Origin of the sequence: Staphylococcus simulans (assembly GCF_002994445.1) — a bacterium.
In the GTDB taxonomy this organism is placed as follows: Bacteria; Bacillota; Bacilli; order Staphylococcales; family Staphylococcaceae; genus Staphylococcus; species Staphylococcus simulans_B.
The window spans coordinates 20,071-34,151 of sequence record NZ_MRZJ01000016.1 but is presented as its reverse complement, the minus strand read 5'-3'; the positions used below and the strand labels follow the sequence as shown (position 1 = coordinate 34,151).

Sequence of the window (14,081 nt, the reverse complement as noted above, 5' to 3'; positions counted from 1 at the left end):
CACAGTAGGTAATCAAGCGGATAACGCGAAATATGAACCAACAACAGGTGAAATCACAAAACCATTCGGTACACCGACAACTGCCGATGAAGTGAAAGGCAAAGTAACAGTGCCAGACTTCCCAGCAGATAAAGGTACACCAGTGGTAACAGTGGATGATTCTACGAAAGTACCTAATGGCGAAACAACAGGTGTGTTTGATGTACCAGTAACAGTCACATACCCAGACGGTACAACAGACAAAGTAACAGTTAAAGTTACAGTTGGCGATCAAGCAGATAATGCGAAATATGATCCGAACGCCGGAGAAATTACAAAACCATACGGTCAACCAACAACACCGGAAGAAGTAAAAGGTAAAGTAACAGTTCCAGGATATCCAGAAAGTGCTCAACCATATGTAGTGACAGTAGATGAAACAAAAGTTCCAGACGGTCAAACAAGTGGTGAATTCGAAGTACCGGCGACAGTGACTTACCCAGATAAAACAACAGATGCAGTCAATGTCAAAGTAACAGTAGGGCCAAAAGATTCTACAACTTATGAACCAACAGTAGAAAACATCACAAAACCATATGGTACACCGACAACAGTTGAAGAAGTGAAAGGTAAAGTAACCGTACCAGACTTCCCAACAACAGGTGATCAACCAGTAGTAACAGTGGATGAAACAAAAGTTCCAGACGGTCAAACAAGTGGAGAATTCGAAGTCCCAGTGACAGTGACTTACCCAGACAAAACAACAGACACTGTTAATGTCAAAGTAACTGTGGGACCAAAAGATTCAGATACGTACCAACCAACAGTGGAAAACATCACAAAACCATATGGCACACCAACAACAGCCGATGAAGTAAAAGCAAAAGTAACAGTGCCAAACTTCCCAGCAGATAAAGGTACACCAGTAGTAACTGTGGATGATCCATCACAATTACCTGACGGTAATACTGAAGGTACAACACCAGTCAATGTAACAGTGACATATCCGGATGGTACAAAAGACCATGTAACAGTAAATGTGACAGTGGGCAAACAACCAGATAATACGAAATATGAACCTACTACTGAAAAAGTAGAAAAACCATTTGGTACACCTACAACTGCAGAAGATGTGGTATCAAAAGTAGCGGTTCCAGGTTTCCCTAAAGAAGGTCAACAACCAACAGTAACAGTAGATGATCCGACTAAATTACCAAAAGGCGACCAACCTGGCACATACGATGTTCCAGTAACAGTCACTTACCCAGACGGCACAACTGATAAAGTAACAGTGAAAGTAACAGTTGGAGAACAACCGCAAAATGATAAATATGATCCAAGAGCAGGAGAAATTATTAAACATTTCGGTACACCAACAACAGTTGATGAAGTAAAAGATAAAGTGACAGTTCCAGGCTATCCAAAAGACGGTCAACCATATGTAGTGACAGTGGACGAATCTAAAATCCCTAATGGCCAAGTTTCAGGAGAGTTCGAAGTTCCAGCGACAGTGACATATCCTGATAAAACAACAGATACAATTACTGTCAAAGTAACTGTAGGACCAAAAGATTCAGATACGTACCAACCAACAGTGGATAATATTGAAAAAACATATGGTACACCGACAACAGCTGATGAAATAACATCAAAAGTAACAGTCCCAGACTTCCCTAAAGATGGAGAACAACCAAAAGTAACAGTGGATAACCCAACGTTGATTCCAGATGGAAAAGTCCCAGGCACATATGAAGTACCAGTAACAGTGACATATCCGGATGGAACTAAAGACCATACAACAGTCACAGTTGTAGTAGCGCCAAAAGATTCAGACACTTATGAACCAGTGGTACAACCGATTGAAAAACCATATGGTCAACCAACAACAGCTGAAGATGTGATATCAAAAGTAAGCGTTCCAGGCTACCCAACTACTGGAGAACAACCGAAAGTAACAGTAGATAATCCAGCGTTGATTCCAGATGGAAAAGTTCCAGGCACATATGAAGTACCAGTAACAGTGACTTACCCAGATGGCACAAAAGATCATATTACTGTTCAAGTAACTGTAGGACCAAAAGATTCAGATATCTTTGAACCGACAACAGAAAAAGTAGAAAAACCATACGGTACACCTACAACTGTAGAAGATGTCGTATCAAAAGTAAGTATTCCAGGATATTCTAAAGCGGATAATCCATATAAAGTAACAGTGGATAATCCAGCATTGATTCCAGATGGAAAAGTCCCAGGTACTTATGAAGTACCGGTTACAGTGACATATCCAGATGGTTCACAAGATCATGTAACTGTACAAGTAGTTGTAGCACCACAACCGTTAAATGATAAATACGAACCAACAGCAGAAAAAGTAGAAAAACCATATGGTACACCTACAACTGCAGAAGATGTCGTATCAAAAGTAACAGTTCCAGGCTACCCAACTACTGGTGACCAACCAAAAGTAACAGTAGATGATACTTCATTAATTCCAAACGGAACAGTTCCAGGCACATATGAAGCACCTGTAACAGTCACTTATCCGGACGGCACGAAAGATCATATTACTGTTCAAGTAACTGTGGGACCAAAAGACTCAGACACTTATGAACCAGTGACACAACCAATCGGAAAACCATTTGGCGGTCATACAACAATTGATGAAATTGTATCAAGAGTAAGTGTTCCAGGTTTCCCAACTACTGGTGACCAACCAAAAGTGACAGTGGATAATCCAACGTTAATTCCAAGCGGATCAATCCCAGGCACATACGAAGTACCAGTGACAGTGACTTACCCAGATGGCACAAAAGACCATACAACAGTCACAATCACAGTACTTCCGCAACCAGATGCTGATGTGTTCACACCAGATTACAACGATAGCCAAGTGAACCCAGGTCAAGCAGTTGTAATTCCTCAAACAGGCGATCGTGTACCAGCAGGTTCAACTTTCGAAGTTGTGAATAACAGCGGCAAAGATTATGGATGGACTGCAACTGTTGATAAAACAACTGGTTTAGTTACAGTAACTGCTCCGAAAGATGCTTTAGAAGGAGATAAAACTACAGTAAAAGTTGTAGTCACTTATCCAGACGGTACAAAAGATACAGTTGAAGTAACAGTTACTGCACATGATACAATTGCACCAGAAGCACCAGTTGTTAACCCAATTGAAGCAGGTGCTAAAGTTATTACAGGTACAGGCAAAGAGCCAGGTACAAAAGTAACAGTGACATTCCCAGACGGTTCTACTGTAACAACACAAGTAGGTCCAGACGGTAAATGGACAGTAGATGTCCCTGCAAATGTAGTATTGAAAGATGGAGATACTGTTAAAGTAGTGATTACTGACAAAGCAGGCAACACATCAAAAACAACAATTACAACTGTAAAAGACACAGTTGCACCAGATGCGCCAGTTGTTAACCCAATTGAAGCAGGTGCTAAAGTTATTACAGGAACTGCAGAACCAGGTACAACAGTAACAGTGACATTCCCAGATGGTTCTACTGTAACAACACAAGTAGGCCCAGATGGTAAATGGACAGTAGATGTCCCTGCGAATGTAGTGTTGAAAGATGGAGATACTGTCAATGCGGTAAGTATTGATAAAGCAGGCAACACATCGAAAATAACAACTGCAACTGTAAAAGACACAGTTGCACCAGAAGCACCATGTGTGAATAATGTTCATACTGGAGATAAAACAGTTTCAGGAACTGCAGAGCCAGGTACAACAGTAACAGTGACATTCAAAGATGGTTCTACTGCAACAGCACAAGTAGACCAAAATGGTAAATGGACTGTTAAAGTACCATCATGCGTAACATTGAAAGCAGGAGACAAAGTTTCTGCAGTAGCTGTAGATGAAGCTGGTAATGTTTCTAAAACCGCAACAGCAGTTGTAGAAAGCAATGGCGAAGGGGTACCAACGTCTAAAGACGGTAAAGTGAAACCTCAAGAACCAAAAGCAAACAATGCAAAACAAGCACCATCAAAACCATCGGAAGCAAAAGCATCAAATGCGAAAGCAAAAGTTTCTAAACATGCTTCTGGTAAAGCAGCTCAAAAATCACCTGAAAAAGCAAATCAAAAAACAAAAGCATTACCAAAAACAGGTGAAAACACTTCAAATAGTGGCGTATTATTCGGCGGATTATTTGCAGTACTAGGATCAATCCTATTATTCAGAAAACGTCGCAACCACGATGACAACAAATAAAACTAAGCCATAGCTAGTTTTAAAGGTCGTACTCTTTATTGAGTGCGACCTTTTTTAATTCTATAGGGAAATCCCTGATTTTGTATTTAATCTTAATTAATTTTTGGAAAAGTATTCAATTCCGAACAACTTTGTTATATGATAGTTAGGTTAATTCTCACAAGAGAACCCTTTTAACACACACTTCGCAAACGACCCTCTTTGTTTGCATTTCACTTTTAACTACACTTTTTATTCACTTTTATATCCATTTTTATGATTTATCTTGCGTTATTTTATCAACTTAATAGGAGCAGCAACTATGGACTGTACATACAATATTTTTACTTCAACTTTTTGTAATTTCGAATTAATGCATAACAGCCAGTACATTACAGTATATTTTGTGATAAGCGGCAGAGCAAAAATGATCATGGATGAAAGGAAAGCCGAGTATTCGGCGGGAGATATCTTTATCACTACGCCGGAAATGAGAGTCTCGAATATCCAAAGTATTAAAGGCAGTATTATTTGTCTGTCTATCAATAAAATCCACTTTAATAAATACTATTTAAGAATCTCTGGGAAAATCAAGAAAACATATGAAATCAAATGCGGCATGAAGAAAGCTATGCTGAACTATATTCGTTATGTGTATGAGGAAGATCTGCTGATGGCAGATATTAATGTCATTAAACTGATTAATTATATGCATATATATTATAGTGAATTTGATAGTTATATATTTAACTTCACGAAAAATGAAATAATAGTTAAAGCGATTACACATATTAATAATAATTATAAAGCACCTTTGGCATTAGGGGATGTTGCGCAATGTTTATTTGTGAACAGCAGCTTTCTTTCAAGAAAGTTTAAATCTGAAATGCGTATTGGTTTTAGTGAATATGTTAGACGCATCAAACTCTATCGTTTCGCAGAAGACTTACTGGTCAGCGGTAATGAAAAAGAACTGTGGAAAACGTATCATTTCGCTAGTTTTCGTACCTTTTTGAAGAACTTTAAATCCCAATTCAACATGACGCCGACAGAGTTTATATTGCAATCAAAACAATGCAAAATCGAAGAAAAAACAGTATCTGAAAACATTTACAAACAAGCTTTAGAATATTTAAAAGAATAAATAAAACTAAATGATAAACACATTCTAGTTGATTACACTTTTTTTACTTTAGACATACACTATTTTTACTATTCATTTGATGTTCATCTTTTTTTGTCGAAAATACGTTAATATAAATTTTGTTCTCTTAACGACCAAAAGTTAAGGGATGAAAATAAAGTCATCATTTTCAGCATATAGACAAAGATACAACGGAGGAACCATCAATGAAACAACAATCAAAGAGAAGACTTGATTTTCTGCCGAATAAGCAAAACAAGTATTCAATCCGTAAATTTACGGTAGGAACCGCTTCTATCCTCGTAGGAGCAACATTCTTGTTTGGACTCAGCCATGAGGCGCAAGCAGCAGAAGAACAAACAACAAACGACGTTACAGTTCAATCTCAAACTGTAAATACACATTCAAACAATGAATCAGCGTCTCAACCATCCCAAGAGATATCTGATACAGCAGCCGTTACACCACCCGTAACAACAGAGGCCCCTGCTTCTGAAACAGCTGCACCAACAAATCCAAATGCAACACCAACAACATCAAAAGAATCAACTACTCAACAAAAAGCTCCAACACCAGAAACGAATGAAGTTTCAACTCAAACAACAACCGCTTCACAAACAACATCATCAGAATCAACACCAGTTGTCGAACAACAACCAACTTCAGAAACAAACGCTAAACCGCGTACAAGACGTGCTTTAGAAACTGCAGATACATTTGAAAGTATCCCTGCACCCGTAAACAATGAAACATATAACGGGAAAATTATTGATTATAGTGGCGATTTAGTTAAGAAAGTAGAAAATCCAGGAAAAACCGTTGCTCCTGATTACATCAACTTTTCTCCTAAATTTACAAACTATGATAGTAAATCATACTCGTTCTTAACAAATGGAACAAACGTAACAAGTAAGAAGCTTACGAATACAAATGATGGAGCTATTCATGCTTATTTAGGTGATTACATTACTTTAAATAACACAAGCCCAGAAGCTTATGTATATATCAATAATGTGGGTATAGCAGATGGTCATAAAGTAGATGCATTAGTTCATGTTACAAGAGATCAAGCTTCCACAAACTTTCCAACAGATATTAGATATTTCTTCACTTCAGGACGTGATATGTTATCTATGACTTCTCAAGATGGAGGAGGCGCAACAGCAAATATTAAGTTCTTGCAAAATATTGACAAAGCAAGGCTTGATGAATTTTATAATACAATTCAAAATGGGACACCGATTTCTACAGTGGTTGATGGTTTAAATGCTTTGAATAGCGAAGCACATCCAGTCAGTGGGTTACTCAACATTTATGATTTAGATGATTATGATAGAAACAAAGCAGTTGATGTTAGAAAATCTGTAACATTCGATCGCAATGAAATTAATGAACTTTATGTAAGTAATCAAAAACCGTTTCCTGCTACGGCCAATTTAGAGTTGAAAGATGGAAAAGTGATTATCTCTACAGGAGAGCAGCCAAGAGGCGGAGTAGAAGAATATCCTAACCGAGTAACAGCCACATTCCAAGACAAGAGTGAACTGACATACAGTATGACAGGAAGAAATGCATCAGGGACTGCTTTTCATGTTAAAGGAATTTTGTTAGTTCCGATTCAACCTTATACAACACAAGTCGTTAATCCGGTTAACGGAACAGATGGAAAAGTTACAGTTACTCAGTATATTCCGACAAGAGAAGTGTCTCAGCCTGCTACTTTACCATCAAAAGTAGAAATTTCAGCAGAGTTTCCGCAAGGTATTAGTGCAACTGCACAACCGAACACAAGCGATTTCGCAGCTTCGCAGAATGGTACCAATAAAGTGGTCTTAACCAGCACAACACAAGCTTTATCTAAACCAAGTTTTTATGACCACACTTATGTGCTTCCAATTACTTTAAAACATGAATTAACAGTTAATGATATCAGTTCAAATTCAGAAAAGTGGTTGAAATTAAAAGAATATTACGATGGAGATGTTTTAAATGTTCCTGTGAAATGGTCATTTGATAATGGTGATAAACAGTGGGATAACCTTACAACAGACCATTCAACAGTACCGTTAAAACTTTCAGATGAATTAAAAAGAGAAATCGACAAACAAATTATGGCAGAAGCAACAGCTTCAGTTGAAGAAGCGAAGATTGCACATGCACAAGCTAAAGAAAAGGCACAAGCGATTGTTTCAGATCAATTAGTGAACAGCAATGAAGCAGCAGAACTTCAAACAAGTATTCAATCAGCGACAGATAAAAAATCAATTGCACAAGAAAAAGTGAATCAGCTGCCAGAACGTTTAAAAACACAATTACAAGCAGAATTAGATCAACTTACTCCAATTGCAATACCGGATATCAATGATAAAAACAATAACAATATCAACGATGAACAAGATGAGCTGATTGCACAAGCGGAAGCGTTGATTGCAGCTGCATCCAAAGCGGAGGAAACAGCAAAATCAACATTAAATCAATTAAATGCAGATAACGCGATTTCACCAGAAGACAATACTCAGCTTACTCAATTGCAAAATGATTTTGTAGAGAAAAAACAAGCAGCAAAAGATAAAATCGCATCTATTCAACAACCGTATCAAGGTCCATTAACTGAAAAGCTTAACAAACTCTTAGGTATTAATGTACCAGAGGTTAATGACAGAGATGGTAACGGAAAACCGGATGAATTAGATGCTCAAGAGCAGAAAAATGCAGATTTGCTTAACGCAGCAGCTGATTTGGTAGCTAAAGCGGAAGAAGCAGACAAAACAGCTCAAACAAAACTTCAATCAGCGATTGATAATAATTTAATCACACCTGAAGAAAGTACAGACTTAATTTCAGCAAAAGATAATGCAGCAGCGGCAAAGACAAAAGCAGAAGAATCGGTACATGCGTTACCTCAAGATATGCAAAAGTCATTATTAGACCGTCTGAATAAATTACAGGGTATAGAAGTACCTAGCATCAACGATAAAAATAAAAATGATATTCCAGACACTCAAGATGAATTGATAGAAGCAGCAAAACTCTCAATTAAAGAAGTGCAAGATGCAGAAGCAACAGCGAAATCAGAACTTGAGACTGCCCAAGCAGATCAAGCAATTAATCAAAATGAACATGACAACTTAGAAAGATTGCAAAATGATTTTACAGCTAAGAAACAAGCAGCAACTGACAAAGTGAATGCAATCGACAGCAAATACAACAGTGATTTATTGAATAAATTAGCTGCATTGAACGGTATCGATGTTCCAGCAGTTAATGATGAAAATAATAACGGAAAACCTGACAGTGCTGAAGAAGAAGATAACAGCAGATTGCTGGATGAAATAAGAGCAGCAATAGAAGCAGCGAAAAATGCTGATCAAGCAGCACAAGAAAAATTGAAGGAAGTTAAACAAGATGATGTAGTCTCACAAGCAGAATTAGATGGACTCTATACTGTAGAAGATAATGCTGATAATACAGCAACTGAAGCAAGACGCTTAATAGAACAACTTCCAGAGAACTTACAAGCACCGTTTTTAGAAGAAGTGAATGCATTAAACGGTATAGAAATTCCTGGTATTAATGATTTCGACAATAACAATATTCCAGATGATCAAGATGAATTTATTAAAGCAGCAGAAGTTTCAATTAAAGAAGCAAAAGATGCGAATGATTTAGCTAAATCAGAACTTGCGACAGCACAATCAGATCAAGTAATTAATCCAACAGAACATAGCAACTTAGAAAGATTGCAAAATGATTTCACAATTAAGAAACAAGCAGCAGAAGATAAAGTGAATACAATTGATCCAAAATATCGCAAAGATTTACCAGAACAACTTCAAGCATTAACAGGTATAACAGTACCGGAAATAAATGATGCTAATAGCAACGGCAAGCTTGATAGCCAAGAACAACAAGAGCAAATAGCACAACAAGACGCAGCATTGCAAGCAGCAACAGATTTAGTAGAGAAAGCAGAACAAGCAGATAGAGCAGCACAAGAACAACTTCAATCAGCAAATGACAATAATTTAATTACACCAGAAGAGTCTGCAAGTTTAACAACAGCTAAAGATAACGCAGCAACAACAAAGACAGCAGCAGATGAAGCAGTTAAAGCATTACCTCAAGAAGTACAAGGACCATTATTAGAACGTCTGAAGAAATTAAATGGTATTGAAGTGCCTAGTATCAACGATAAGAATAGTAACAATATTCCAGACAATCAAGATGAATTAATTAAAGCAGCAGAAGTTTCACTTAAAGAGGCACAAAATGCAGATGCCTTAGCTAAATCAGAACTTGTGACAGCACAAGCAGATCAAGCAATTAATCCAACAGAGCATAACAACTTAGATGAGTTGCAAAATGATTTCACAACTAAGAAACAAGCAGCAACAGATAAAGTGAATGCGATTGATGAAAAGTATCGCAAAGATTTACCAGAACAACTTCAAGCATTAACAGGCATAGCAGTGCCAGAAGTGAATGACACAAATAACAATGGTCAACCTGATGATGCGGAACAAACAGCACTTGATACATTACTTGCAGATGCAAAGGCAGCACTAGAAAAAGCTAAAGCTACAGATAAAGCGGCGAAAGCACAATTAAGCGAAGCGGAACAAGACCAAGTAATTAATCCTGTTGAACACGAAGGTTTAGAGACAGCGAAAACGACAGCAGCAACTGCAAAGTCAGAAGCGGCAGTCAAAATCAATGCATTACCAGAAACATTACGTGCACCGCTTCAAGCAGAATTAGATCAACTTAACGGTATCACTATCCCTAGTATCAATGATGAAAATACTAATCAAATTCCAGATGATCAAGATGCATTAATTGAAGCAGCAAAAGCAGCTGTCCAAGCAGCCGAAGCAGCAGAAGTTTCCGCAAAAGCAGCATTGAATAAAGCTGATGAAAACCAAGCTATCACACCAGAAGAACATCAACAACTTTCAGATTTGCAAGCAGACTTTGTTCAAAAGAAAGCAGCAGCAGATCAAGCAGTTAATGCAATTAACGAAGCCTTCCGCGGAGTATTACCTGGGAAATTAGCAGCATTAACAGGTATTGATGTCCCAGAAGTGAACGATGCTGACAGTAATGGCAAACTTGATGCTGTAGAAGCACAAGAACTTCAAGATGCATTACAAGCAGCAACAGAATTGGTAGAAAAAGCAGAACAAGCAGACAAAACAGCACAAAATCAACTTCAATCAGCAAGTGCGAACGACTTAATTACACCAGAAGAGCATGCAAGTCTAACAGCAGCCAAAGATAATGCAACTACAACAAAATCAGCAGCAGATGAAGCGGTCAAAACATTACCAGAAGCAGTACAAGGACCATTGCTTGAAAGATTGAATCAACTTCATAACATCCAAGTGCCAAGCATCAACGATGAGAACAACAATAATATACCAGACAACCAAGATGAATTAATCAAAGCAGCAGAAGTAGCACTTAAAGAGGTACAAGATGCGGATGCTTCAGCCAACTCAGAATTAACAAAAGCACAAGCAGACCAAGTCATTAATCCGACAGAACACGACAACTTAGATGGATTGCAAGATGATTTCACAACTAAGAAACAAGTAGCAACTGACAAAGTGAATGCGATTGATGAAAAATATCGAGGAGATTTACCGCAACAACTTGCAGCTTTAAATGGTATTAATGTGCCTTCAGTCAATGATAAGAATTCAAACGGTATTGAAGACAGCATAGACAGCTTGTTAGCAGATGTACAAAAATCAATTGATGCAGCGAAAGCAATGGCAGACCAAGCACAAGACAAACTCAACGAAGCTAAAGCAGATCAATTAATTAATCCTAAAGAGCTAGAAGCACTTACAGGTATTAAGAATTTAGCAGAAGCGAATAAACAAGCAGCACAAGCTAAAATCAACAGCTTGCCTCAACAATACCAAGCACCGTTGCAAGCACAATTGGATCAAATCAATATAATTGCATTACCTGAAGTCAACGATAAAGATGCGAATCAAATCGATGACCACACTGATGAACTTAAAGCAGCAGTACAAACTTTAGTAGATGAAGCAAAAGCCGCAAATCAAGCTGCACATCAAGAGAAATCAGATATCGAAAAAGATAACTTGGTAACACCTTTAGAACAAGCACAATTAAAAGATAAAGCGCGTTATGCAGCTGAAGCAAAACAATTAGCACAAAGAGCTGTGGATATGATTTCAGAAACATTGAGACCAAAATTCCAAGCACAATTAGATGCATTAGTTCCAGTTGAAATGGCAAACATTAATGACCAAAATTCAAATGGCATTGATGATGTACAAGACCGATTGATTGAAGATGCGCAAAAAGCGATTAAAGCAGCACAAGATGCAGAAGCAGCAGCTCAAATCGGATTAAACGCTGCATTAGATAATGAAGTAATTACTGATAGCGAACAAAACATTTTAGATGCACTTCAAAAAGATTTCGAAGCTAAGAAAGCAATTGCACAAGAAAAAGTAGATTTAGTCGAGGATGCTTTAAAAGGCGATATGCCAAGCACATTAGAACAATTGCACGGTATCACTGTACCTGAAGTCAATGACAAAAATCATAACGGTGTTGATGATGCTTTAGATGCAACACTGCAGGCATTGATTCAAAAAGCAGAAGATGCAAATCAAGATGCGCATAAACATTTATCAGAAGCGAACACAGACAACTTAGTAACACCAGAAGAACATGCAGCATTAGTTTCAGATCAAACAAAAGCTGATACTACAAAAGCAGAAGCAGTTGCGGCAGTTAAAGAAAGCCGTATTCCAGAAACTGTTAAAGCAGAATTACTAGAGGTATTGGCACAATTAGATAACATTGATGTGCCGCAAGTTAATGACGCAAACAACAACAAGATTGCTGATGATGTGGATGCACAATTAGCAGAAGCTGAGGAACTAGTGAAAAAGGCAGAAACATTGAATGCAGCAGCACAAAATGAATTAGCAAAAGCAGAAGCTGATCAATTAATTACACCATCAGAACATCAAGCGTTAACACAACAACAAGTACTATTCGAAGGTGCAAAAGCTGCGGCAGAACAATGGGTTGCCCAATTACCAAAAGCATATCAATCACAATTTGAAGCGCGCTTAAATCCGCTTTACGGCATCAACATCCCAGACATCAACGATCAAAACAGCAACAACATCAAAGATTCAGATGATGCTGCACGAGCAGAAGCCGAAGAGTTTGTGAAAGTCGCTCAATTAATGGATACGAAATTACAAGAAAAATTAAAGGATTTAACATCAGATGCCTTAATCAACCCAGAAGAATACAATCAATTAGCACAACTCAATGCAATTTATGAAGATGTTAAAGCACAAGCAGCAGCTAAAGTCAGTCAATTACCAGCAACACTAAAAGGTGATTTACAAGCAATTTTAGCATCATTAAAAGGTATTACTTTACCTCAAGTGAACGACAAAAATCATAATGATATTGATGATGCAACAGATCAAAACATCAATGAAGCCAACGTTGCGTTAGAGGCAGCTAAAGCAGCTGATAAAGCCGCAAAAGCAGCATTCAACGAAGCAATCACAGACAACTTAATTACATCAGAAGAACAAGCAACATTGAAAGCACAACAAGCTAACGCCCAAAATACAAAAGCATTAGCCCAAAGCAAAGTTGACGCATTACCAACAGAATTAAAAGGCAGCTTAGATAGTGAGTTAGCGCGACTTACAGGTATCGTTGTACCAGAAATCAATGATGCGAACGCAAACGGCACAAACGACATCCAAGACCAATGGTTGAATGATGCAATAGAAGCAGTCAATGCCGCAAAAGCCGCAGATAAAACAGCGAAAGCACACTACAACAAAGCAGTCACAGACAACTTAATTACATCAGAAGAACAAGCAACATTGAAAGCACAACAAGCTAACGCCCAAAATACAAAAGCATTAGCCCAAAACAAAGTCGACGCATTACCAACAGAATTAAAAGGCAGCTTAGATAGTGAGTTAGGGCAACTTACAGGTATCGTTGTACCAGACGTAAGTGAACATATTGGATTAGAATCATCATCTGAAGTTTCATCAGAAGAGAGTCTTGATGCAGCATCAGTAAATACAGATGAAACTATGAATACAGACAATCATCAGACATCAAGTGAAACATCTGAGGTTCATAATCAAAGCGAAAATGCTCATGTGAATCAATTAAACAAAGATACTGATACAAATGAGGAAACAGTCGCAAAAGAACTTGTTCAAGTTGAAACTGGCAAAAATGAAGCGACAGCGGTACATGAACAAGTGAAAGCTGAACAACCAACCCAGTTGAACTCAGGTACAAATGTAGAAGATGGTGGTATTCAAGCAGGCAATAATGATCGTGTTGTGAATGCAGGTGTTGAAACAACACATCAAGAAGTACAAAACAATAGCTCTCACACAACGGAAAAAGCAGCACAAGATGTAAAACCAGCAGTATCTCAATCGAAACAAGCATTGCCGAAAACAGGAAGCACAGCTTCTAATGGTTTATTATTAGGCGGTATTGTCGCATTAATCGGTGCAGCATTCGTATTAAGAAATCGCCGCAGTACAAATGAATAAGTGGATTTAATAAGCAAGTGGAAGTCGTACTCTTTATGAGTGCGGCTTTTTTATGTAGGCAATGTATCAAAGGTAATGGTTGTTTTAAGTTTATGAAGGTGTTCATTGATAGAAAAAAAGGATAAAACAAAAAAAGTCGAGATACAATTAAGTATCT

The 14,081-nt window shown here is 37.8% G+C and carries 3 protein-coding genes; all 3 read left to right on the top strand.

The window, feature by feature from the left end:
- A partial coding sequence (locus tag C7N65_RS12215) for a Rib/alpha-like domain-containing protein (protein WP_158698139.1) occupies positions 1–4,204 on the top strand: 4,204 nt, incomplete at its 5' end.
- Positions 4,205–4,616: 412 nt separating this feature from the next.
- Positions 4,617–5,327 carry a helix-turn-helix domain-containing protein gene (locus C7N65_RS12210; protein WP_158698138.1) on the top strand — a complete coding sequence of 237 codons (711 nt, stop codon included), beginning with the start codon at positions 4,617–4,619 and terminating at the stop codon, positions 5,325–5,327.
- A gap of 206 nt (positions 5,328–5,533) precedes the next feature.
- Entirely contained in the window at positions 5,534–13,924 is an 8,391-nt protein-coding gene (locus C7N65_RS12205) for a GA-like domain-containing protein (protein ID WP_105994717.1), read from the top strand.
- The last annotated feature ends 157 nt before the right edge of the window (positions 13,925–14,081 follow it).